The organism is Leptospira ainazelensis, assembly GCF_016918785.1.
GTDB classification, from domain to species: Bacteria; Spirochaetota; Leptospiria; order Leptospirales; family Leptospiraceae; genus Leptospira; species Leptospira ainazelensis.
In genome coordinates this window covers 34,609-58,340 of the sequence record NZ_JAFFPT010000087.1, presented here as the reverse complement: position 1 = coordinate 58,340, position 23,732 = coordinate 34,609, and the positions used below count along the sequence as shown (strand labels likewise).

The 23,732-nt window shown below is 40.6% G+C and carries 17 protein-coding genes; 13 read left to right on the top strand and 4 right to left on the bottom strand.

What is annotated here, in order from left to right; genetic code table 11:
- Positions 1-12 precede the first annotated feature (12 nt).
- Genes JWG44_RS21980 through JWG44_RS21965 form a run of 4 tightly spaced genes read left to right on the top strand, consistent with a single transcriptional unit; the run spans position 13 to position 7,969 of the window.
- Positions 13-681 carry a hypothetical protein gene (locus JWG44_RS21980; RefSeq protein ID WP_205277166.1) on the top strand — a complete coding sequence of 223 codons (669 nt, stop codon included), beginning with the start codon at positions 13-15 and terminating at the stop codon, positions 679-681.
- Between the two features lies 1 nt (position 682).
- Positions 683-2,095, top strand: coding sequence for an efflux RND transporter periplasmic adaptor subunit (locus JWG44_RS21975; RefSeq protein WP_205277165.1), 1,413 nt, complete (start codon positions 683-685; stop codon positions 2,093-2,095).
- A 29-nt stretch (positions 2,096-2,124) separates the two neighbouring features.
- On the top strand, positions 2,125-5,199 hold the full coding sequence (locus JWG44_RS21970) for an efflux RND transporter permease subunit (protein WP_205277164.1): 3,075 nt from the start codon (positions 2,125-2,127) through the stop codon (positions 5,197-5,199).
- A 16-nt stretch (positions 5,200-5,215) separates the two neighbouring features.
- Complete coding sequence (locus JWG44_RS21965; RefSeq protein WP_205277163.1) at positions 5,216-7,969, top strand: efflux RND transporter permease subunit; 2,754 nt, start codon at positions 5,216-5,218, stop codon at positions 7,967-7,969.
- A gap of 16 nt (positions 7,970-7,985) precedes the next feature.
- Here the strand turns inward: JWG44_RS21965 and JWG44_RS21960 are convergent, their stop codons facing one another.
- Positions 7,986-9,155: a hypothetical protein gene (locus JWG44_RS21960; protein ID WP_205277162.1), complete on the bottom strand. Its 1,170-nt coding sequence runs from the start codon at positions 9,153-9,155 to the stop codon at positions 7,986-7,988.
- A gap of 224 nt (positions 9,156-9,379) precedes the next feature.
- On the opposite strand from JWG44_RS21960, the gene JWG44_RS21955 reads away from it, so the two are divergent.
- From JWG44_RS21955 to JWG44_RS21915, 9 genes are all read left to right on the top strand, one after another.
- The gene (locus JWG44_RS21955) at positions 9,380-15,568 is read left to right on the top strand and encodes a TIGR04388 family protein (protein ID WP_205277161.1); all 6,189 of its coding nucleotides are present in this window, start codon (positions 9,380-9,382) and stop codon (positions 15,566-15,568) included.
- A 14-nt stretch (positions 15,569-15,582) separates the two neighbouring features.
- On the top strand, positions 15,583-16,248 hold the full coding sequence (locus JWG44_RS21950; protein ID WP_205277160.1) for a hypothetical protein: 666 nt from the start codon (positions 15,583-15,585) through the stop codon (positions 16,246-16,248).
- A gap of 48 nt (positions 16,249-16,296) precedes the next feature.
- Positions 16,297-16,917 (top strand): hypothetical protein, encoded by a 621-nt coding sequence (locus JWG44_RS21945; RefSeq protein ID WP_205277159.1) that lies wholly within the window; start codon positions 16,297-16,299, stop codon positions 16,915-16,917.
- A 262-nt stretch (positions 16,918-17,179) separates the two neighbouring features.
- A complete protein-coding gene (locus JWG44_RS21940) occupies positions 17,180-17,662 on the top strand; it encodes an Ig domain-containing protein (protein WP_232371801.1) in 483 nt (160 codons plus the stop codon).
- A gap of 62 nt (positions 17,663-17,724) precedes the next feature.
- Positions 17,725-18,042: a metal-sulfur cluster assembly factor gene (locus JWG44_RS21935; protein ID WP_205277158.1), complete on the top strand. Its 318-nt coding sequence runs from the start codon at positions 17,725-17,727 to the stop codon at positions 18,040-18,042.
- A gap of 141 nt (positions 18,043-18,183) precedes the next feature.
- A complete protein-coding gene (locus tag JWG44_RS21930; RefSeq protein ID WP_205277157.1) occupies positions 18,184-18,519 on the top strand; it encodes a hypothetical protein in 336 nt (111 codons plus the stop codon).
- 123 nt (positions 18,520-18,642) lie between these two features.
- On the top strand, positions 18,643-19,278 hold the full coding sequence (locus JWG44_RS21925; protein ID WP_205277156.1) for a hypothetical protein: 636 nt from the start codon (positions 18,643-18,645) through the stop codon (positions 19,276-19,278).
- Positions 19,279-19,439: 161 nt separating this feature from the next.
- A complete protein-coding gene (locus tag JWG44_RS21920; protein WP_232371800.1) occupies positions 19,440-20,087 on the top strand; it encodes an LBL_2463 family protein in 648 nt (215 codons plus the stop codon).
- Positions 20,088-20,103: 16 nt separating this feature from the next.
- Positions 20,104-21,027, top strand: a complete 924-nt coding sequence (locus JWG44_RS21915; protein WP_205277155.1) for an LIC10906 family membrane protein — start codon at positions 20,104-20,106, stop codon at positions 21,025-21,027.
- A 65-nt stretch (positions 21,028-21,092) separates the two neighbouring features.
- Here the strand turns inward: JWG44_RS21915 and JWG44_RS21910 are convergent, their stop codons facing one another.
- The 3 genes from JWG44_RS21910 to JWG44_RS21900 are packed head-to-tail and all read right to left on the bottom strand — an operon-like array spanning position 21,093 to position 23,539.
- Complete coding sequence (locus tag JWG44_RS21910; RefSeq protein WP_332460822.1) at positions 21,093-22,331, bottom strand: Y-family DNA polymerase; 1,239 nt, start codon at positions 22,329-22,331, stop codon at positions 21,093-21,095.
- A 28-nt stretch (positions 22,332-22,359) separates the two neighbouring features.
- Positions 22,360-22,773 (bottom strand): LexA family protein, encoded by a 414-nt coding sequence (locus JWG44_RS21905; RefSeq protein WP_205277153.1) that lies wholly within the window; start codon positions 22,771-22,773, stop codon positions 22,360-22,362.
- A gap of 52 nt (positions 22,774-22,825) precedes the next feature.
- Complete coding sequence (locus tag JWG44_RS21900) at positions 22,826-23,539, bottom strand: SOS response-associated peptidase (protein WP_205277152.1); 714 nt, start codon at positions 23,537-23,539, stop codon at positions 22,826-22,828.
- Positions 23,540-23,732 lie beyond the last annotated feature (193 nt).

Here is a 23,732-nt window from a genome sequence, read left to right as displayed (position 1 = left end):
AGGAAACGATTTATGCAAACACTCCAACGGCTCAAAACAAAAGTTAGAAACATCTTTCAGGATTATTTCAAAGGAACAAAAGAGGATATAGCCGAAAATCAACCGGGATTTCTATCGAGGGTTTTGATTGGACAACTTCTCTTGATTCTACTTTATGTTATCGGAAATCTGATCGTAACCTATACGGTCAATTATTCCGAAGTTTCGGCATTGAACGTAAGAATGAAACTGCTTTTTGAACAAAGAGGGATCTCTCCGTTTTTGTATTCGATGAATACCTATCCGTTTTCTATTTTGTGGGCCGTTTTTTTTATTTTACTGTATCAGTTTTTCTCTATTATAACGAAATTCGGAATCTTAAAAACATTTTCGGAAAAAGATGTAAGTATAACAAGTCTTGCTGCGATTGAGATTACTTCGTTTTCCAGATTTATTCTCTGTCTTTTTCCGATTCTTCTGTATGCAGAGTTATTTCCTGAAAAGTATAAGCAGGAACTCCTTCCTCTTCTTTTTTATTCTTCGATATACCTGATTACATTATTGTACGGAGTTTATCTATACGCAGTCAGATATGTGAAACTTTCGAAAGAGCTTTATTCGCAGGCCGTCGGTAGGACGATCTTCACCTTTTCAACCCCGATAACGACGATCGTTCTGATGATTCTTGGTATCATTCGTTAAGATGGGAATTGGTATCGGATTCAAAAATCGAAAGACGTTATTCTGGATTATTGGTCTTGGGTTTCTCATTGCGTTTACCTTTTTCGTAATTTTTCCAAAAATTAGGTCCGGTTTAAAGGCTGCTACGAACAAAAAAGTTTCCGTAAAAGTCATTCAGGCCAAATCGGTCGAAGTTTTTCCTTCCATCGAATCTACGGGATCGATCGAGCCGGAAGAAAAGTTGGAACTCTATTTTAAAGTACCGGGAAGACTTGATAAAACCTTTGCAGAAGAAGGTGACAGAGTCAAACAGGGTAAACTTCTTGCGTCGTTAGAAAAATTCAGTTTGGAACAGGAGAAAAATAGATACGAAGCCTCTTTGGATTCCGCAAAAGCGAATTTAAAACTTGCAGGAGAAAAGTATGAAAAGGCCAAGAAGGGAGTTGAGGCTCGATTTATCGAAATAAAAAAACAGACCGAGCTTGTACATAAATACAAAGAAGAATATGAAAAGGCAAAAAAAACTTACGAAGCAAAGGAAGCCGTCGTCAAAGACGGAGGTCTTAGCCAGGAAGAACTAAACGTTTCGAGAGTAGAAGTTGTCTCCAGATCGGCGGCTTATGAAAACGCTAAGAGAGATTTAGAAATTTTTCAAATAGGAATGCGGGATTCGGATATCAAGGATTCCGGTTTCGAAATCCCGAAAACGGAGTCGAAAAGATTAACCGTTCTCAAAGAAATCGGGACAAAAATCGAAAAGGCGGAGGTCGAAGTAGCTTCCGCGAGTGTTCGTTCGACAGAAGCCCTTTTGACGTCCGCAAAACAAAATCTTAAAGAAGCAGATCTATATAGTCCGATGGACGGAACGATTATCCGTAAACTCAAAACAAGAGGTGAAATTTTAAACGGAGCTTCCGCGCAAGGGCAGGCAGTTTTTAATATCGCTAAGGTGGATAAGGTTTTTGCGGTTTACAACGTAAGTGAAAAAGATTCGGTACACATTCAAAAAGGTTTAAACGTAGAAGTTACCGCAGATATTTTCGAGGATAAAAAATTCGAAGGTGTCGTGTCTCGAATTCAGGAATTTATTGAAGAAAAAACTCATACACTTCAAGTAAGCGCCAAAATTTCCAACCAGGATCATTTGTTAAAACCCGGAATGTTCGTAAGAACAAAAACGTTCAAAGGTAAAAAAGAAAAGGTGATTGAAATTCCGAGATCTGCATATACCGAAGCTTCCGAAAAAGAAGGGTTTGTTTTTGTCGTAAGGAACAAAATCGCGTATAAAGTTTCGGTAACGTTACACGAAACAAAAGGGGAAACTCTCCTGATTTCCAAGGGAATCCAAGAAGACGAATTCGTGGTTGTAGACGGTATTTCTAGATTGAAAGAGGGTTCCGAAGTGGAAATAGAAGAATCTAAAAATGCTCCTTAACGAAACTTTCATTTTGAACCGTACGAACTTTGAGTAATTTTTTTAAAAATCTACTTTCGAAAAGAGCGGCGATTCTATCTTTTTTTTCATCCTTAGTCCTATTCGGAATCGTTTCCTTATTCGACCTAAAACTTGCGATTTTACCCGATATCGGATTTCCTAAAGTTCAAATCGAAACCAAATTTCCTTTTGCGGGTATCGAAGAAGTCGAAACCCTAATCACAAAGCCGTTGTCGGAGAGGCTTTCCGGAGCAAGGGGAGTCAAACAAGTTACCTCTATCTCGGAACCGGGTGTGAGTAGAATCACAATTACATTTGCATCCAATCAGGATCTTGATTTTAAAATTTTAGAATTGAGAGAGAAGATAGAACAAGTAAGAGAGGTGTTACCGCAAAATTCCGAAAAACCGATTCTTACCCGTTTTGATCCGTCGGGGAGTCCCTTTTTGGAACTAGTTTTTTTTCCAAAAAAAATGGAGAACCCGATCGGTTTACGCAAATATTTAACCGATCATTGGAAACCGGTTTTAGAAAGAATTGAGGGAGTGGCGAGTCTTCAGATTGGAGGCGGGTATGATCGTGAGATCCTTGCAAAAATCGATTCGAAAAGAATGCTCTCCTACAATCTTTCTCCCGAAATCGTTGGAAGACGAATCGTTTTGTCCAATCGAAACGTTCCGGCGGGAAGTGTTCCTTCCGGAGATAAGGAAGTTTTGGTTCGAGTCAAGGGTGAGTCGGAAAATCTAAACGAACTATCCGATACCGTTATTTCCGTGGGGCAGAACGGGGAAGTCGTTCGGTTAAAAGATTTTGTCGAAACCACGGTTCACTACAGAAAAAGATCCGAGAAGGCATTGTTTAACGGCAAGGAATGCGTAATCTTCTATTTTTATAAAGAATCGGGAGCCAATCCGATTGCAGTGTCGGAAAAAATTTTGGAAGAAGCCGAACTACTTTATAACTCTTCCAGAGAGGAAATAGAATATGTCAACGGGTATGACGAAGCCTCCTATGTAAAGGAATCTATCAAGGGTTTAAGACTATCTCTCGTTATCGGAGCTTTACTGGCCTTTATAGTTTGTCTTGGAGTTCTTCGAAACTTTTCAACACCTTTAGTACTTGTGAGTATTGTTCCGGTGGCGGTCCTTTCCAGTTTTTTCTTTTTTTGGATCTTCGGCCTTTCTTTGAACATGATGTCGCTTGGAGGTTTAGCTGTCGGGATCGGTATGCTTTTTGATAACAGCAACGTGGTTTTGTCCGCGATTGAAAAAAATCATTCATCAAAGGTGAACGCTTCGGAAGCGGCCGTGCTCGGATTAAGCGAAGTGTATGTTTCGGTTCTTTTAGCCACTCTTTCCACACTTTTTGTTTTTATTCCTATGATTTTTTTGAGATCCTTTATCGGATCGATTTTTAGCGAGATGGCGCTGGCGATTTCGCTTTCCTTGTCTTTGAGCTTACTGATTTCTTTGACTCTTACTCCTGTTCTTTATTCTCTCTATCCGAAAATGGAAGCCAAAGAGGGATCTCGGTTTGATCGTTTTTTCGAGATTTGCGCTCGATTCGAACATTCGTTTTCCAACTGGCAAAGAAGAAGTTTGGAGGAAATCCTTCTGAATCCGAAAAAACTTTTTTGGATTCTGATTACTTTTGTTTTTGTATCAGGATTTTCGGTTTGGTTTGTTAGAAAGGAAATTCTTCCTCAAATGGAAACGGGAGAGTTTACAGTCAGCGTTCGGTTTCAACAGGGTATGATGAGAGAACGAATCGAGGATTTAAGTCTGGGGATCGAGTCGTATATCAAAGAAAAATATCCGATCGAATTCAGTCTTTCGCGTATTGGACGGGAAGACGTTTCCAAAAGATCAAGCGGTTTGACGTTGGATCCGGTTACGGAGATTCGATTTATATTAAATTCTTGGAATAGACGAGAAACGGCAAAAATAGTCGAAGGTATTAGGACCGATCTTTTAAATGAGTTTGGAAATTTAGAAACGAGTGTAAAATTTTCAGGCGACGTATTGTCCTCCTTACTCGGAAAAAAGAACGAAATCGAAGTGGAAATACGAGGTGAGAATCTCGAAGAATTGGAAAAACTTGGGAAACAGGTTCAAACTGACATTGCACAGGTTCAAGGGGTCAAAAAGGTTTCCATGAGCCTCGATGATAAAACGAGGTCTTATTCGTTAAAGTTAGACGAATCGAAACTCCTCTTGTATGGATGGTCCACCGAGTCGGTGAGCGAATTCTTAAAAATCGGAACCTTGGGTGGATACTTTTCGGGATTAGAAATCGCAGGTGAAGAAATTCCGATTCGTCTTGTGTTTAGAGACGAGGATATTCCAAACGTTCACTCCTTTAAAAACCTATTCATTCCATACTCCGGAAAACTTGTCCCTTTGGGTGAACTTTCAACGATGCAAGAAACGAGCAACTTCCGGACTCTTTACGGAGTCGGAACGAGTAGGGCTAACTTTCTAAATGTTTATACGGAAAAAAACCAAAGAGAAAACGTAGAAAAAGAAATTTCTAAACTCTTAGAGAAAAAAGTTGTCCCTTCCGAAATTACATTGGGTGTGAAAGACAACGAAGATTCAAAGGACGTATTGTTTGAACTTCTTTTTACGATTTCAATGGCCTATATCATTTTATTTTTGCTCATCGCAGGACAATTCGAATCGATCACCGTTGCGTGTAAAGTTTTACTTACGGTGCCATTTGTCATTATGAGCGCTCTTCCGATTCTTGTCGTAACTGGGAAAACGTTAAATGCGAGTTCGTTTGTGGGTCTTATTTTGCTTATGGGAATTTCGATCGATTCTGCGGTACTTTTTTACGAATATTTTTTGATCGAAAAAAAGAAAACAAAATCCTCTCAGAAAGCTGCGAAAGACGCCTCATCCGTGATCATTAAACCCGTTCTTATGAATTCCGCGACTACGATTGCGGGGTTACTCCCCGTGATGCTCGAACTTACTCCCGGATCGGAGTTCCAATCCTCTATGGCTCTCGCCGTCGGATTTGGTATCATACTGAGCGTTCTCAATGCCCTTTTTTGGATTCCACTTCTTTTTTCCAAAGAAGAAGGATTTAAAAAAATCTAATTTAGATTTTGAAACGATGATTTCTTTTTTTGAATCACTTGCACACACGAGACCCGGTTTTCATCTATCCATTCTCGTTTTGTTTCTTTTACTATCGATCGTAAGTTTGACCAAAACGAATTTGGAAGTTTTTCCTGCTCGTGTTTCAGGAACCGTTATCGTTACGACTCAGTTTCCCGGTGCGGATGTGAATCAGATGGAAGCGGAAATCACGTTTCCATTGGAAGAGGTCCTCTCTAGTGTCGGAGGAGTTTCGGAGATGAGATCGATTACCGAGGCTGGAAGATCTGAAATACGAATGGGTTTTCAAAATACGGATAAGATCCTACACTATATCGCGGAAATCAGGGAGAAAATTGAAAGAGTCAGTTCCGGTTTTTCGAGAGAAGTACGAAAACCTACGATCGAATCATCCGGATCTTCGGAAAGTCCCGCGATGGTTTTGTCCATTCAAAAAGACGGAGCGGATCCGAGTGATTTACGGAGGTTTGTACAAAAACAACTGAAAGCCAAAATGGAAACCGATCCAAACGTAGGTCGGGTAATTATAGTCGGCGGGGAGATTCAAGAAATTCTTATCTCATCCGATCGGGATCGATTGGAGGCTGAAGGTTTGACAATCGACGATCTGATTCGGAAAATAAAATCCAACAATACGTATTCTCTTGTGTCCTCATTGAAAGAAGGATTCTCAGAGAGAGGAATTTTTCTAAATTCTAAAAAAAACGAACCGAGTGACTTTGCTAGAATTCCATTGAGTTACAAAAACAACGGAATTCTTTATCTAAGGGACGTCGCAAGTATCGAGTATCAACCCAAAGAAAAAGAAAGTTTTTTTAGAAGAAACGGTAAGGAGGGTTTGAGTTTGTATATATATCCTTCCTTTAAAGGCAACCTCGGTTCCGTGCGTCATGAAATCGAGAAGATTCAAAACGATTTGCAAAAAGAAGGAATCCGTTTGGATGTCGTTTACGATCGCCATTCTCAAACTAAAAGTGAGCTCTTTCGGTATTTTCTTTTCTCCATTTTATTGTTTCTTTCGGCAATTCTCTTTTGCGCTCAAGGAAATGTCGTTACAAACTTTCTTACGATGATTCCGACTTTTGTTATCGCGAGCGGAATATTCAATCTTTGTTTTGGAAGTATCAACGCGCTCTTTTTTATTTCTTTAAACGTATTTACTTTGGTATTTCTTTTTTTGCCGAAGTTTTTTTTACGTTTAAATCGAAGCCAGGGACTTTACTCTTTTTTAAAAAAATTAAAACTCGATCGAATCTTTGAAAAAAAAGGAGGGATTCTATTTTTTCAATCGATATGGACGCTTGTTATTTTTTTACTACTTCGATACGAATTCGGACTTAGTTTAATTCAAATTTTCTTTGGAATTACGATCTTTTTTCTTGTTTGGAATTTTACGATTTCCACGAATACATTTCGGTTTCCAGGACTCTCGTTTATTTCGAAAGCCGATCTTTCTGCAAATCATTGGTTCCAGTTCCGGAAGGGAAAAATTCAGAGTAGAATCGAAAATTTGTCGATTCGTTGGTCGCGAATTGGGTCCGATCTATTTGAAAAAAAATTCTTCTTATCTCTTCTAAATTTAGTAAGCGTTGGAACTAATTATTTTAAAAAAAAACCGACCTATTTTTTAATTTTCAGTCTTTGTACTTTGGCTTTTATTCTTTTTTATACTCATAAAAGTTATACCATTCGTTCCAAAAGACAAACTTTACTCGGTATGATCGAGCTACCACCCGGAACCGGGGTTCTGGCGACCGACAAAGTTTCTAAAAAAGTAGAGGAACTACTCATACAATCGAACTTCACGGAAGAGATTATCGCAAAAGTAGAAAAAGACCATTCGAGAATTTTAATTCGTTTGAAAGAGGACTTGAGCGCTGATGGTGATCTGATTTTAAAACTTAAAAAACAAGTGGGAAAACAAAGTCCGGCATTCGTTTATTTTACGGGCGATTCTGAAGGAAATCGATCGGAAGAAAGCACATTCGAAATCTTAGGGAGTGATTCAAAGGAAATCAATTCTCTCGTTCAGCAGATCTCAAAGGAAGTTACTGCTTTTCCCGAAACGGAAGAAGTGGTTTTGCGATACAAAGGCCCCAGGGAAGAGCTGATTATGAACGTGGACCCCGGGAAATCTTCACAGTCTCTTTTAGACGCATCCCGATTAGGAGAGGATCTAAGACTTACGCTTCAAGGTGGAATCGCCGCTAAAGCGTTTTTAGAGGCCCGTGAGTTTGATGTGAGAGTGAGAGCCAATTCTGAGTTTCGAGGTTCTAAGGATTCTATCGAAAAAATACATGTTCGCAATTCCGAAAACAAGTTTGTTCCTTTGGGTGAAGTAACTTTTGGCAAGGAAGACACAACTCCCGTTAAAGTTTTTCACAAGAATCGTACGAGATATCTTTCCTTTAGCATAAAATTTAGGGAGAAGAGTTCGGACGATACCGATCGTTTGGAAAATAAGATCCTCTCGCTGCCTCTTCCTTCGGGGTATCGAATCGAAAAATCGGAGCATAAACAATCCAAAATTTTCGGTAAGCTGGGCGATTCCAATTTCGGTTTTTATTTTTTTGTTTTTGTTCTGATATTTACGAAAGGAATCGATCATTGGAAAAATGATCATTGGAAAAAACTAACAGGTCTTTATACTCTGAAACTCGGGATCTTGTTTCTTTTGGTTCGAGTTCTTTTAGGGGAGTGGAAACTCGACTCGTTTTTGTATTTTATTTCGCTCGGTCTTTTTCTTTAAAAGAGTTCGAGTTTTTTTAATTCACTTCCACCTTGCGGCCATTGTAAATAAAGTATTCGGGATATTGACCTTTGGGGTATTGGAAGTAGTAGATCCTTTTCATGGAACGTCTCGGTTCCAATACGAAACGATCGCTTGCCTCCCTAAAAATCAAAAGGGTTTTAGGATCGAAAGGTATAAACGTTATATGCTGCGGTTGTCCCGTGTGGATTTCCGCGCCTGGAAATTGAGCAGGGTCAGAAATTCTACGCTGCAATTCCCAAAGGCTGGGGAAGGGGATAAAATAAAACGGATGGACATGGGCGTTTGCATCGGATTCGTTTTCATATTCGACGGTTACTTTTACAAAATCGTCCGTTTCTGGGTGAGTGGGTAGTATCTTGGCCTTTCTAGGTGGGCCTCCGCCTCCTATCACACTTTTATAATACGAATCGACCTTTTGTACATCCTTTATCTTTGCCTTGAGTACATATGTTCCGAAATCCAATGGAGCGGTTTTGATCACTTTGTAATCCGCGATTATCTCTTCGGATAGCTTGGAAGAATATATAGAAGTTTCGGTTACAATCCGGACCGCTTTGTAGATGTTTGGATCTATTACACTTTCATTTTTGGAAAACCAATAAAACGGAAGTAAAAGTATTTCGGTCCAGTTTTGCACATAGATCGAATTTTCGGTGATTTCGGGAATCAATATAGAATTTCCATCCTTATCAAAGAGTTCTCCTGTCACTTGGAAGTCGCGGGTTTCGACTCCCGGTATTAGGAATAACGTTATTAAGGATGCGTAGAAAGACCAGTTTAATCGATTTGCGAATCTCGATAATCGCAGAACCAGTACGTTTTTTAATGTCCCTTCCGTTTTTGCATAACTTTCAGTCGAATGAATTCCGAGTAGTTTAAGTTTTGGATGTTCGCTAAATTCAGCGACGAGGTCGTCGCTTACGCTTAGCTCAGCTATGGGGCCGGGCCTATATACCACGGGGGAAGATTCGTAGATTACAATAACCCCCAATTTTGGAGCATTTTCAGAGAGTTTGGGTATTACGAAGTCAGCTTGTTTAGAATTTCTGAATACCGTTAGGCAAGATAGCGAGATGAATGTTACGGAAATAACTAAAGTATGGGATACGCCGAGAAGGAGCGCGCGTCTTTTTGAGTTTACGTTTGTTTGATTCAAATTCACGGATTTTTCCTACGTTTGAATATTTCACTCTTTGAAAAGAAATGAACTTACGATTTAATTAGTTTTGAAGCTAAATCTTTTGTCGCATCCGGCCAATCGTTGTGGTCCCAAAATGATTCCCGGAATTCTTTTCGATTTTTTAATTTAAAAAATGTTTTTTTGTTGTGTCAAATCTATTTGTGATATTAATCTAGCGAAAGCATCACAATTTGGATGGTTTTCTTATGTCGGGAACAAAGAAGAGAAGCAGTTTTAGGTTTTTAATTATACTTTTTGGGATCATTATTTTTTTTAGCCATGAAAAATCCAGACTTTTTGCTCAACCTGTCGGTCCGATTGACTTAAATACTACCGCTTATCAAGCAAACGACTGGGATTCTCTTTTCGAACAGGTTTTTCATTTATCCAATGTGGCTTCTTGGGATCAGAACGTGAATCAACAATTCACCACTTTCCGAGCGGATTGGGAAACTCAGGCAAATCTTGAATTTTCAAATATTCTTTCTTCGATCACTCAAACCGACGGCGTTTTGGGTAATCAGGCATATATCGATTACGTCACAAATTATCTGAAAATTGAGAAGGAAGACGCGGCAAAGGACTGGGAAGTTTTAGCTTCCACACGGATTCAGCAAGAAAGGACTTATTTTTTAACGAGTCTGCAAAATTCTCAGGTAGATGCCTTAGGGAATTCGATTCCGAACCAAACAAGAGCCGAAATTTCACAAGCGCTTGCCGAGTGGAATGCGAACGCTCAACAAAACGTTCAAGTCGGTCTTTATGAATTTCAAAAAACTCTTACCGATCTTCAATCCACATTTCAAACGATGTGGAATTCGATTTCAGCCACGGATGCGGAGTTTGCCGCCAATCTTCAGCAAATAGAAGCGTTTGAGGCTCAGGTTCGAGATACCATCAAAGGAAATAACGACGGCTTAAAAGCGTATCTCCTCCAACAGTCGCTTTTGCATAACAGAGACGCTACGGGTGTTTCCCAACTTGGGGATTTTAGCGCTCTTACAAGCGCGCAACTTTTGACTGCGTTTAACTCGATCGACGAGACAAAACTGAATACTGCCGGGAGAAGATTAAAGGATTTGATCGACGACTTGAGCACGGCCTTAGATCCGGCGAATCCCGCTTCTCTTACCGATATCGCCGATACGATGCAGGACTATCTTCAAGAACAGCTAACGTATGCAAATACAACCGCACTCGGCTACCGTGCCGCAGAATACAATAACTGGTCCTACGCCGATCCTGATAGTTCGGTTCACAATTACAATATCACGAATACTTTTTCGGATATGGTCAATCCGGGGAACGGTTGGACAAACAGCATCGCCATTGCCGCACGAAATTACATCGATTCTCCGTCTACCGCAAACAAAAACGCGCTTATGAGTCAATTGGGGACTCTTTTGGGAAACCCGAGTTTAGTGGTGAGCGATGTGAGTAACGTGGATTTAGTCGCAACTTCTACCGCAGCCCATTTGAGCGGTATCGATGAATGGAATTCCGATATTGGAAATCCTTTTTTGAGGCTGGGTGGAACCTATCGTAACGACGGAGCTTCCTTTTGGACTTTGGAAGGTCTCTATTGGGCCGTTTGGGGTCCGGTTGCCGTACCATATACCATAACCTTTGCTGAAAATCACGTTTATTTCCAAGGGAATATTCAAGTCCACGATCTCAACGCTCAGAACAACGCGGTTTTGTATGAAGGATACAAAGACGAGCTAAACGGGAAGTTCAATACTTGGCAGGGGACGTTACTTCCCGCGATTCAAAATTGGGAACAACAGGTCACCGATTACAAGGCTCGATACACCGAGTGGCAGACAAAAAAATTAGATCTTCAGGCAAATCTCCAAACACAATACCAATCTCAATCGGCTGAGTTATTTAAAAACAGAGACGAATGGCTGATCCAAGTTTCCAATCTGCAAGCCGATGCAAATGCGATCGCGAATAACACATCCGTTCCCACGTTTTCTTCAAACGTCAATACAAGTTCGCTTCAATCCATTTCCGATCAGATTTCTTCGTTTCATAATACGAATTTGCCCGACTCGAATATCATAAACCAATTCTCGACAAACATCAAACAGACGATCAACGGGGCCTATAACCTGAGTTTGATCGAAGCGAATCAGATCTCCGCCTTAGAAAGTCAAAAGGAGGCGTTGGAAGGTTTGGCGAAAAATCTCGAAAAACAAAGAGAGATGAACGACAACGTTTCCGAAGACGTTTATATCAAATTTACAGGTTTGAATTTCAAGGGTGATAAGTCGAATGCGGAAGGGGCGGGGATGTGTTCGGGAGATAATTTCAAAGCGAACAGATCCGCATGTGAAACTCTTCAAGGGGACGATAAGAATTTTCATAACAAATACAAGGATGTTTACACGGACGCTTCCGGAAATATCCATGTCGTTCAAGAAGTGAAAACCGGAGCGGCGATTTTGCAAGCGGGTAAGGACGCGGCGGAATACGACAGTTATCATCATGAAACCAGTATTGAAGATCGTGTGATCGGAAATGCGGGTACGGTGAAACTTGCGGATACGAGCAAACTCGGAGGGATTTTTAATTCGAACTGGTTGTCCGAAGAAAACGACGACGCGTTAGTCGCGTATATGAATCAATCTTATACGAATCGAACTCAAGATTATCTCAACGACGCTTTTATCGACTCTATAAGCAAGAATATTCAAAGTATCGATACAGCCGTCGCCGTAAATAATAAGGACGCTCAACAGAGTGCGGTCGCCCAATCGAGTACCGCAAAATTGGCGGTAAGTCTTGTTCAAACCATGTTTATGGGTGGAAGCGGAACCGCATGGGCAAAACAACAAGTACACGACATGACCGTTTCGGCGGTTTCGAAAGCGATTTCAAAAGCGTTCCCGAATCTTCCTCCCGATTTGATTGCCGCCTTTATCGGAAGTAAGGAAAACGAAAAGGCTCAAAGAAAAGCGCAACAAGAAATGCAGACCCGAACGATCGTTACCGCCGGAGTGATCGGAGCGGGGTTAACGGTTTTAGGTCCACTCGCTCTGATGGGGGGAGCAGGAACTATGTCCTTAGGAGCTGTCGCTACTTTTGCTGGAGCCGGGGTCTTTTCAGGCGTCGTTACCGCTTCCGCGCTGACATATGTTCCCGGTCTAAAAGAGATCGGCAAACCACTTGCGACGATCCTGAACAAAGGGACGTCGGAGCTTCTTGTAGGGACGACAAAACTACTTACCTCTTCGGATTTTGCATACGGGATGGCCGGTCTTGGACTTGTCTCGAAAGACACTTTAAAACATTATAATACGGAAGGAATGGAAACTGCGGAGTATGTTCGCGGTAAAGATCTACAAGCGGATCTTGCCAAAGCAGATTATCAAGCTCAGTACAAGGCTGCGTTTAAAGACCAATGGTATTTAGAAATTTCTAAAGTAGTTTCCAAAGCATCCGGCGGGGAAGTTGATCCGAAGCTACTCTCTAAACTTTGGCAGGACTATGATGCCAAACAAACGGCTAAAGCTGCGAAGAGGGAGCAAGAACAGCAAATGCTTTCCACCGCGGCATCAATAGCGGCGGCTGTCGCCATGCAGTTTCTTCCCGGACCCGGAACGGTTGCGGGAGCAAGTATGATGACTCAAATCGGAAATTTTTTCAGCTCTGCTCAAGGTTTTGTAACACTCGCAAACGCGGCTGTCCAAGGTGCGATCGCTTCCAGACATGGAAATATGAACGAAGTGTTTGCAGGAGTCGCGAACGGATTATTACTCGCAGCAACCGGACCCGGCGGTCTAGCAGGGAATATCAGCTATACCCCACCGACCAAGGTGAGCGGCCTGGGCGGTTTGATCGACCAAGGAATGAACGGAAGCGCGGCGTTTGGATGGGGCGGTGGTTTTGCTTTTGGAAGCTCCGCACTGAACGGAGGAATTGGCTTTGTTCCAGGAAGTGGAATCAGTATCAACGTAGGCGGAACCATCGGTAACGGCGGCGGTTTTGCAAACATATCGTACAACGTAGAAAGCGGTCACACAAGCGGCAGTGTTGGTATTGGTCAAGAATACGGAACAAACATAGGAGTGAGCTTTAGCACAGACCATAGCGTTCCCCCTGGAATCTTTGCCGGATTTGGTTGTGACGTAAAAGGCGACAACTGCGGAGGCGGAAGAAATGCTCTCGGAGCCGGAGGTTCGATCAATATTTCGGGAGACGGTAACGTAACGTTCGGAGCTGACATCTTAGGAAACCAAGCAGCGAGTATCAGCTACAACGTAAACACTGGAAGCTGGAGCGGAGTAGAAGTGAGCACAACTTGGGCTCAAGACTTTACATATATGAACGCCCAACAAGTGATGGATGCGAAGATCAAAGCTCAGGATGCTATACGTTCGGGTAAGGAAGCGGGCGTATTAGCGGATCCGAATATCATCAACAAGAGTGAGAAGCTGAAAGGATTTGCGTCACAAATGGGCCTGAGTCCAGAGCAGTTTAGTTCAGCGATGAGTCAGCTATCCAGTGATTTGAAGAATGGGAAGCTGAGTGGTAAGGAACAAGATGCCGCAATGGGACTAGTCAACCAGGGAATGAACTTGATTCACGGAGAAGCATACCCTGGAAAAGACAAGATCGGGAATGCCGCGTTACAAGATGCGATTCACGATTCCCCTGCGGTGTATGGAACTAACAACAACTCCGTTGATCCATCAAGTCCTCTGAGCCAGTTTCTCGGTCAGGCCACGATCTACTTCAATAACTTGGCTGGGAATGCGTTCGGTGAGTTCACATATGTAGATCAGAATGGTCATTTAGTGTTTCAGCAATGTTTTGTTGCCGGGACGTTAGTGCATACGAAGAGCGGTTTAGTTCCAATTGAAGAAGTAAGAGCTGGGGATATGGTCCTTAGTTACAACGAGTTTGGTGAAGAATTGGAATACAACCGAGTTCTCAAGACGTATGTTCGGCAAACAGAGACAATCTTCAAACTAACGTATGAAAACGGGAGAGTCGTAGAGACGACGGCGAGTCACCCGTTCCAGATTGAAGGGAAGGGTTGGATCGAAGTTAAAGATTTGCGAGTAGGAGACAGATCAATCCTTTCGAATGAATCTTCACTTTCTATCTCTTCGATTGAGATTTCGGAGAGAGAAGAAACCGTTTACAACTTAAAAGTAGAGGATGCTCATACTTACTTTGTTACTGAAGACGCGATTTTGGTTCACAACGCGAATTACAATGAGCAGACCGGCCTTTTTGATACTAATCGATTTACGTTAGAGAAAGCAGATCCGGCGGTGCTGAACAAGTTGTTTATTTCTTCTCAAGAAAGTCCGAGTCTATTTGACAAGTTAATGAACAAACTTGGAATGAAAGATATACATCAGGATAACGGGATACTGGAGAACAAGAGGAAAGCTGCTGCAGAAGCAATGGCCCAGTTCCCAGCCGATCACAAGTTTGAATACAAAGATGCTAGAGGGAATACCAAGTATATTACAAAAGCTGAGATATTAAAAGACGATAAACTTTTTTCTGCAAATAACCCTAAGAAATATACAGAGACCGTGCGAAGGGCATTCGATGTATTCTCGGCTCGAAGTATCAATAGTCTCCCTGAAAGCGAAAGAGGAGCCACCAGGGAAACACTTTACAACAAGTTAACTGACGTTGTTCATACAACGCAATGGGGAGCTAATAATGGTCTCAAACTCCAAATGATGGGAACAATCGAATACATGAGGGCTAAATATGGCGAGAACGGTGCCGGTTTTACTTACGATCCAACTGCACACGGAGCTGCTGGTGAGAAATACTTTAACGAAGTGAAGGCATTTATTTTTAGTGGAAAAGATTCTTCTGAGTTGGCAAACTCGTTCGGGAGCCCGGTTTGCAGAATGTATTCCAACTTCGTTCAAGGGGTTATGAACGGTTCATTTGAAGGAAGTTTTGCAGAATATGCGATGACGAAGTTCAGGCAAGGGGATGTGAGTGCTACCGACAAGCCCTATCCAGTCCATGACGCGATGGGTGTTCCACGACCTTCCAGTGTTTCATTGGTTTTCGATCGAGGTGGAATCAACGCTGGATCGAGTGAAAGAAGTGTTACATTACCTCCACCAAATATTATCGATCTCAATGCACCCTTGACAGAGGGAGAGATCCAAAACTTTATTAAAAGTGGAGTGGACAAAGGTGATATAAAAGAAGGTTCTGTAGTTCAGTTTTACGTGGACAATGACCATACAGCTGGTGCAAATCACTTTTTGACTGGAATAATTGTGAAGAACATAGATGGGACTTATGGAGTTAAGATTTCTGATCACACTGATGCGAATGTGCAGGGTAAGGATTTGAGCGATTATTTAAACAAGTTGAATAAGAAAATACATAAGGTTTATTTTTAATAACGAGGAAACAAATGAAGTTCAGAATTTTTATAGTGAGTATTTTGATTTTACAATTTAGTTGCAGAGAATCAAAAGGAACGAATGGTTCTTCGGAAAATCAAACTCAAAGCGAAATCCAAAAAGAGAAATTTGGGTCTCAAGAGAAAGCAGTATTTACTTTTGAAATGGGGCCTAATAAACTATTGAATGATTTATTCGAATTTTTTGGCGCTCCTGCGAACAAAAAAGGAGCTTTTTTTTGCGTCGAAGTTGATAGTTCGAAAAACCATCTTCAAATTGCTTATGAAGGTTTAAAGATTAATAGTAAGTTGCTGAAAGACGGCACAGATATTGATGCTGAGAAATCAATGGTTGAAGGTTCAATCCATTTACCGTTTGAGTATAAAAAAGAAGATCAGTTTTTTATGATCTCTAAAAACGGGAAAACTCTCTATTTTAAAAAATACTTGGAAGGCAAGCAGGAGCGACTTTATCTGTCTTTTGATTTAAATAGCATTAAAGATCAAATCGCAATTGAATTAAGTAGAAAAAAATCTTTTGGTGTCTATGACTATGGTACGAGAATTAATTCCCCCTATAAGATTGAACATATTGTAAATTGTATGATCGAAAGAGAAAACAATCGGCAATTCGAAGAAGAAAGCGGTTCAACTCCACAGGAAGATTTGAATCCATAGGCTCTATCCTCATTTAAGAAACTCACACAGAGCTAAAAGGAAAAAGGAATGTATCGATTGGTTTTAATATTCGTAATTGCTATTGGCACAGCGATTGGTTGCGAGAAGAAAGAAGATGCGTCACATAATATGTCTGTAACAGAAAGTAAAAAACGAGAAAGGTTAAAGTTGTCCGATCCGAGTATTTCCGGAGTTTATTGGTTAAAAGAAGCTGGCGCCTTGTATGAGCTTTTGGATTTGGACAGCAAGAATATCAATCCGGATGTATGTGGAGAGGTCGATTCAAAAAACAAAACTTTAAAAGTAAAGTTTTTTGATCATAATGAAAAGTATACGGTTAATATGGAAGAAACTTCGGAAGGACTGGTGCTTTTTAAATATCAAGGCAAAGTTCTCGATAAGGGATTCTTTAACTTAAGAGACAAATATTCTCCAATAGAATTGAGAACATTTAGACCGGATGCAAATCTCGATGATCCTAAAGTAGGATCTACGCGCGCAAGTAAAAAGGTTATCCCAAATCACATCAAAAGTTTTCGTAATGCTTACGATTGCGAAATGGATTTGAAGATTGCAAGATGCATTGACGACATTCCGCATGATGTAATAGAAGATCGAGTCAAGGCCGAAAAGGCTTGTTTCCCAAAGGGTTATGATAATTACAAATAGCCCACTTACACTAGACTAACAGGTAAAAAATTAAAAAACCCAGCTATCCTTGCGATAGCTATACCCGGTGAAACAATTGTAGTCCTTAAACTGTGTCAAAATAATAAAAAAACGGAATATTATGAAATTAAAAGGTAAGATAATGAATCAAAAAAGAACAAGTGCAATAGCAATTTTGGGAATGCTGGTGCTGTTATCATTTTCGTGTGAGGACAAGAAAGAAAAAGAAAACACGGAAGATGGGACGATTTTCTCATTACTAATGAGTTTGAGTAGGGCTCAGTCGGCCCAGTATTGTCCTACTAATATAACTATGATTTCGGGTAAGGCTTCTGACGGTCAAGTAGGCAGCGCGCTGTATCCTTTCGGAATTGAGTTTACAACGAATGGTTCGACTTCCGAAACGATAGCGTTGAGTAAAAAGAACTGTCAATTCAACGAATTTAAAGTGAATTCAATTTTACCGAATGGACTGACGTTTGATTCATCGAGCGGTAGAATCAATGGAACCCCCACGGCTCAAGGTGGACCCTATACGATTTCATTTTCCGCAACCGTGACGGAAAACGGAATCCCTAAGTCAGTAAGTGGAACTCGAACCTTTACGATTTTTGCGGCGGGTGCGTTGACTTGCAGCAATGTAGGAGCTGGTGGCGGTTGTAACGATCCCACGAAACCATATAGCTGTACAAATTCTGCGTTTTGTTTCAGTAGTTGTGGAGCCGCGTCCGAATGCGGGTATTAATTTTTCTTTCGGTCATTTTAAAGAGTAAGGTATTTGCATAATTTTAGAGGACGAAACGAGACATGGATTTGTTTAATCCGAAAGAAAGACAAATTTACGAAGAATTGAAACAGGTTATGGAACCTAAAATCAAAATGTCGTTAGTCGACTTAGGCTTGGTGTATAACATTCAAGTGGATAGGTCTTTCGCTAAAATCGAGATTACCCTTGCTTCTCTTGCTTCGCCCTTTGGAGAGTATTTGAAAGATGAAATTAAGAGCCGAATTCTTCTGATAAAGGGAATTCAAGAAGTTAAAACTCAAATCGTCTGGTTTCCGAGATGGAACTTTGAGTTGATGGCAGGAGACGACGTAAAGGATAAATTAGGAATTCATTATTAATCAAAAAACAAAGGAGAAAATTTTGTGAGTTATTTAAAGAAAATGAATTTTAAGGGAATTTGCTTGGTGTTCGCATTTTTGTCGTTCGGGACATTTTTGACGAACTGTGAAGACAAGAAAAAAGATACAACGGTTGACTCTTTGATGCAACTTCTTGTTTTAAATTCAATGCCGGTCGATTTGGGAGTGGAGGTCAGTGGATGTAATACAGGCGGAATCTGTAATTCAATCACTGCTCGTTTGTATAACAATTCGGATTGTTCGGGAAGCGCTTCGCAAACACTGATAAGTCTTAAGTCCGGAAGTTATACAAAATTTCCAACACCGCTATCGAGCGGAGTATATACGGTGCAAATTTCGGACACTGTAAGCACGCGTTGTTCAAATGCGGTGAATATGGCTTTTTTGAGCGGGTCTGGAGGTTGCACCGTGGTTTACAACACTGGCGTTTTTGCAAGTATTTCCTGCATCAATTAAACTGGTATCCATACTGATTTGTATCTTTTGATCGAAGCACTAGCCCGGCTCTTTGAAAAAGGGGAGCCGGGCTATATTTTTTTGAATGAAGACTAAAATTTAATAATTAAGGAGAAAATTATAATGAAAGGGAAAAATGTAATCCATACGTTACTTGGGGTCGCGGTTTTGATGATGTTCTCAAACTGCGTAAGTTTTGGACAAGATAGGATTGAATCGGCGAAAATTCTGGCGCCTCAAAAGAAATTGGAAAAAACATATTTCGTCTATACGATCAAGAACTACAATGCCTTTGGTGTCGATATTGGAGTTGGAAAAGGTGAAACGGATACTTTTGAAAAAACGATAAAGAGTGAAATCGATTCTTGTTCTTGTTTTAAAGAGTATGAAGTAGTTTATTTAAAAGAATACAGCAAGGAACAACTTCCCAAAGATAAGAATGTGATCTTCTACGATATAAACTACAGAGTAACTTCGAATGCCGGCTTAATGACTTTTTTGAACTTCTTAAGCATGGGGACGATTGGGATTATTCCAACCGGATATCGATTTGAAGTGACGGCGGACATTAAACTTTTGGATAGAAAACAGCAGGAAATTAAGACCGAATCCTACAAAAATCAGGCTGTACTGGTCGGCGGAACGCTGATGATATTTGTTGCCCCGTTTCGAGAACAATATCCGTATATCCTTGAAAAGATAACTACTAACTTCTTAGCCACCATTGTCGGTTCGAATATGATCGCGTTAGTTAAGTAGACAAACTATTGATAAGATCAATGTTCGATGTTTTCATCTAAACGGCTAAGCTTTTATTTTCACAGAAAATGATTGGGACTCCAATGTGAATTCAAAAGAATTTTAAAGACAATTACAAAAAAATGCTGGAACCAATGTAAATAATGTGACATAATATAATTATGTCACATGCAGTTATAGAAAAACCTCAGTCACCACCAGGAAAGGCAGAGAAAAGGACTGAACTTCACTGTTATCGGATCGTCGGATTGGAAAATCCGGAGCAACTGATAAGAGTGAAAGAATTTATTCGATCAGTTTTTGTAGCGGGCGGATATACGAAGTCAGCATACACGGCTGTTGATCTGGACCCTTGGTCAACCTGGTTTTACGTTAAGAATTCTGCGGATGAAATTCTTTCAGCAATGAGGGTAGTTGAGAAGAAGCCGAATAACTTCCTTCCCCTTGAAATGGCTGTAATAGAAGGGAGCTATCCCCCTAAGCGTTATGCCCTTATCGAAGAGAATGTTGCCGATTGGAATAATGTCGCATTCCTAAATACTCGAAGCGGCTGGCGTGCTGCGGTAATTAATTTTTGCTCCGTCGCAAAACACTGTTTAGAAAAAAATTATACGACAACTTACGGGTTTTACGACCCGAAAATGAAGTCCATTGTCCGTATTTATAGTTCAGCGGGAGCAAAGTTATCCGAAAAATATAACCAGCTTGTATTTTTCCCTGGCTCTTCGCTCAACGGCGAACCGGTCTTTTTGAACATAATTGAAATACCTAAAGCTAGTTTACAAATAATTGCGTCAAAAATACCATAATTTTTGAGGAAAAATTATGGATGTTGTTTTCTGGGTTAGTCTTTTCTGTTCATTGGCGGTCCTTTTTTTGGGAGTTTATGTTTTTCGTGTTGGGGAAAGGGTTTCTTTCGAAACGCGAAAGACCTTTTTAACGTTAACCGCAACATTGAGTATCTGGGTTTTTGGTTCCGGCGTTAGGGAATATATTCCCGAATCTTTAAGTCGATTGGCCCCGAACTGGATTTTGGCAGCAGTAGTGTTTGTTCCTTTTTATTTAAAAGAGCTTACGCTTTCGATTTTAGAAGAAAAATACGAACCCTCTCGCGAATTTCGCACATTTGAATATTTTCTTTTAGGATATCTCGTTCTCTCCTGCTTTTTCTCCGCGACGATCAACGTAATGGAAGAGGGGATATCCGTTTATAAACCTTTATTTGCATATCATGTTTTAATAGCGTATTCTGTTTTGTATGTGAGCGCATCAATTTTCTTGATGCTTAGGAAAGCAATTCGGTATAGAGGAATCGTTCGGGTAAGGTCCACTCTACTGATGCTTGGAACCTTATCCGGATTTATAGTATCCATTCTCTTCGTTTATATATTACCTATTTTTGGAATCTATAAAGGTTATTTCTCGGTCTTCGGAATTTTAAGTTGGGTGTTCTTTTGGTCGGTGGCCATAATTCAATACAATGCTTTTGAAATAAGAGAGCTAATTCTAAGAAATCCATTTACGGCTAAAAGAGAAATTCCTTTCTTGAGCAGAATATCTTTAAAGCCGGTTCTTGGACTTTATTTTTTATTGGACCCTTTAGGTTATCGTTTGCGACTTCGAAAAAGCCGGATTGAGATCGTGCGTTATTTGCTTCAATATCAAACTGCTTTGATGAATAATTCCGAAATGAATCAAGATACGCAGCTTCGTAAAGTAACAAAGATTTTTGAACGATTTCTGAAATAAGATCCAAATTCTCTATTCATTATTATCCTATTAGGCGAAAGCGGTAGTTCTTACATCTTAATAGTTTACACTTTCACAACCGGGATCTCATCCCAGTTATGAAGCGGGCTTTTTGACTGAAAGTCCCGCCGCATTCTCCAGTTCCGGGATCCGAATCCGGTAACGGCGGTTCTGATTTTTCCTGAATAGAATTTAGAGTTTATCCCAATAACGGCTTCGGTAGCACAATCGGCGTTGCCTCTGTAAAACAAATCCTGTTGACGTTTGTTTTCGTTGGTTAATTCAGAAAGCATCACTCCACTCTTTTTGTATCTGTAGCCTTCTTTGAAAATTGTTTTCACTCCGGCTATGCAATAGGCTTGGAGTTCAAAAAGATCCCGTGTGGCAAAAGGAATTTTCATATAAATTGTTTCTTCATATTGTTTATCTTCTTTTTGAAACGGATCAGTTCGGATAAAAACGGACAAGGCTTGTGCGTATCTATTTTCTTTCCAGAGTTTCTCCACTGCGCGAGAGAGATAGGTAGTAGTTGCTTCGATCACGCTTTGTAAATCGCAAACGTAGTCTCCGTATGCCCGGCCGACAACGATTTCTTTTTTCGGAGGAGGGGAATGTTCCATACCATAGCAAACGGTTCCACGGAGTTCATAAACTAGCCGAAGGCCAACCACAGTCATTTGTTTTCGAATCCAGTCGTCGGGGAGCCTTGAGAGCTCCAGCGCGTTCTTTATATTACAATCTTCCAAGAAACTTACGTAGGCCGGTCCGATCCCCCAAACGTCGGAAGGTCGAATTTTTGATAAAATGGATTCGCGCTTTTCGGGTTCAATTCTAAAGACCCCTTGGCTTTCTAAATTTGATTTTGCGATTTTGTTTGCGACTTTTGCAAGAGTTTTGGTTGGACCAATTCCAACACAGACGGGAAGTCCTAACGTCCTTTGAATTGTTTCTTTGATCTTGTGTCCGAACGCGACGGAATTCTCTTCCTTGATGAATCCAGTGAGTTCCAAAAAACATTCATCGATTGAGTATTGCTCCACTTCCGAACAGAGTAGTTTAAGCACTCCTCGAAACCGAAAACTCATCTCTCCATAAAGAGTGTAATTACTTGAGAGGGTAGCCAAACGGCCTGTCGCCACGAGGTCCGTCGCTTTGAATATTGGCATTCCCATTGTGATCCCTAATGATTTTGCTTCTTCGCTTCTGGAAACAGCGCAACCATCATTATTTGATAGAACGACAAGAGGAACCTTTTCTAAATCCGGACGAAAAACCCGTTCACAAGAAACATAGAAATTGTTCACATCCACTAAGGCAAAGAGGTGTTTGCCGTTAATACCTGTGAATGACAAAGGTTATAATTCCCCAAATTTGAAATTCGGAACTCGGTTCGATGGAAAGAATCATTCCCGTTGAGTCTTGTGTAAGAAAACAAAGTTGTCCGTCGATCTTACCTAACATCCTCAAAGCGAAGCTCCCTTCATACGTTACAATAGCCAGTTTTCCGGAGGAAGGTGGTATCGAACGATCGATGACAACGATATCGCGATCGTGGATATTAAACTCTTCCCAGGAGTGACCTGCGATAAGCATATAGAATGTTGAAAGAGGGTTTAATTCGAGGATATCTCTTGGATCGAGTTTCTTTCGTAAGTAATCGTCAGCTGGACTTGGAAAACCAGCATGTAACGGCGTTCGGAGAAGTGGAATCGTCCTATTGAGCTTTAAATTTTCTAAAAGAAGCATATATTTGTATGCTAAACAAATATATGTATTTATAATTTCGGATCAAGCCTTTTTAGAAAAGCGTATCTCTTTTTTCTTCCAGGGAAATTTCTTTCAGGCATTCCTCGCCCTCTAATTTCTTCTTAGGAGACAATAATAATTTTGAAACAGGGTAGGCGTGCATTAAATCCGAAGGATAAATTTGAAAAAATGGAGAGATCTGAAGCTTAGTATTTAATTTTGAATCAAGCCAGGCTTCGTAATTCTCCGGAGGAAGAATTACAGGCATTCTTTGTTTTGGGTGATATTTAGTAAAAAGCTCGTTAGAGGGAACTGTGATGATCGAAAAGGTTTGGATCCGTTCGCCGGTTTCCGGATTTTTCCAACGAGAGTAAATCCCAGCCATTCCGAATGGTTCGTCATCATTTAATCTAAGCGCGTAGGGCTGTTTCGATCCACTTTGTCCGATGGATTCAAATACAGCATCACAAGGGATAATACACCTGGAACTTAAGATAGGCTCCTTGAAAGATTTGAGTTCGAATATGGTTTCTGATTTCGCGTTACCGGTCGCATACTGAAAAGAATCCTTTAGGCTCTTCGACCAAGGGGCAACCAACCAAAACATCGCATTCTCAACGGTGTAGTCGGTGCCAGGTTTTAGAATAATAAGAGCGCCTTCCGTATATACAATATTGAAACGACTTCTGCTTTCATTTATATCCTTTGCGAATTGGAAAGCTTTCGCCTTGGACCAGCGATTGGATTGAGCGAATCTACTACACATAACGGATAAAAAGAATATCAGAATCCTTTAATAAAACTGTAAAATAAATTCCTAAATCAAATAAACTGACGAATTCCATTGAGATTGTCGGTAAATAATTCTTGAAAATGAAACGTCGAATTCAAAAATATTGAGACGAGTAGAGAAGATATAACTGTAATCCTAGTTAAATAAAAAGAAAAATAAAATGAGA

Coding starts and splice junctions, on each gene's coding strand:
- JWG44_RS21935 (WP_205277158.1), top strand. CDS start 17,725: ATGGATTTGTTTAATCCGAAAGAAAGACAAATTTACGAAGAATTGAAA.
- JWG44_RS21980 (WP_205277166.1), top strand. CDS start 13: ATGCAAACACTCCAACGGCTCAAAACAAAAGTTAGAAACATCTTTCAG.
- JWG44_RS21905 (WP_205277153.1), bottom strand. CDS start 22,773: ATGCTTCTTTTAGAAAATTTAAAGCTCAATAGGACGATTCCACTTCTC.
- JWG44_RS21940 (WP_232371801.1), top strand. CDS start 17,180: ATGAGTTTGAGTAGGGCTCAGTCGGCCCAGTATTGTCCTACTAATATA.
- JWG44_RS21925 (WP_205277156.1), top strand. CDS start 18,643: ATGAAAGGGAAAAATGTAATCCATACGTTACTTGGGGTCGCGGTTTTG.
- JWG44_RS21975 (WP_205277165.1), top strand. CDS start 683: ATGGGAATTGGTATCGGATTCAAAAATCGAAAGACGTTATTCTGGATT.
- JWG44_RS21945 (WP_205277159.1), top strand. CDS start 16,297: ATGTATCGATTGGTTTTAATATTCGTAATTGCTATTGGCACAGCGATT.
- JWG44_RS21915 (WP_205277155.1), top strand. CDS start 20,104: ATGGATGTTGTTTTCTGGGTTAGTCTTTTCTGTTCATTGGCGGTCCTT.
- JWG44_RS21900 (WP_205277152.1), bottom strand. CDS start 23,539: ATGTGTAGTAGATTCGCTCAATCCAATCGCTGGTCCAAGGCGAAAGCT.
- JWG44_RS21955 (WP_205277161.1), top strand. CDS start 9,380: ATGTCGGGAACAAAGAAGAGAAGCAGTTTTAGGTTTTTAATTATACTT.
- JWG44_RS21950 (WP_205277160.1), top strand. CDS start 15,583: ATGAAGTTCAGAATTTTTATAGTGAGTATTTTGATTTTACAATTTAGT.
- JWG44_RS21920 (WP_232371800.1), top strand. CDS start 19,440: ATGTCACATGCAGTTATAGAAAAACCTCAGTCACCACCAGGAAAGGCA.
- JWG44_RS21965 (WP_205277163.1), top strand. CDS start 5,216: ATGATTTCTTTTTTTGAATCACTTGCACACACGAGACCCGGTTTTCAT.